Origin of the sequence: Salmonella sp. SAL4457, from assembly GCF_046548235.1 — a bacterium.
GTDB classification, from domain to species: Bacteria; Pseudomonadota; Gammaproteobacteria; order Enterobacterales; family Enterobacteriaceae; genus Salmonella; species Salmonella enterica.
In genome coordinates this window covers 1-230 of sequence record NZ_JBGDZO010001483.1, presented here as the reverse complement: position 1 = coordinate 230, position 230 = coordinate 1, and the positions used below count along the sequence as shown (strand labels likewise).

At 68.7% G+C, this 230-nt stretch carries 1 protein-coding gene; it reads left to right on the top strand.

Annotated features, from left to right (window positions below; all coding sequences use genetic code 11):
- A partial coding sequence (locus tag ACLJNW_RS29120; RefSeq protein ID WP_410962156.1) for a histidinol dehydrogenase occupies nucleotides 1-230 on the top strand: 230 nt, incomplete at both ends.

Here is a 230-nt window from a genome sequence, read left to right as displayed (position 1 = left end):
CTCGACATCATCGCCGCCGTACGCAGCCGTGGCGACGCCGCCGTGGTCGAGTTCACCCAGCGCTTCGACGGTCTCCAGGCCGCCTCGATGGCCGACCTGATCCTGCCGCGCGAGCGCCTGGAGCTGGCTCTCACACGTATCACCGTAGCCCAGCGCGAAGCCCTGGAAGTCGCCGCCGAGCGCGTGCGCAGCTACCACGAGAAGCAGAAGCAGGGTTCCTGGCGCTACAC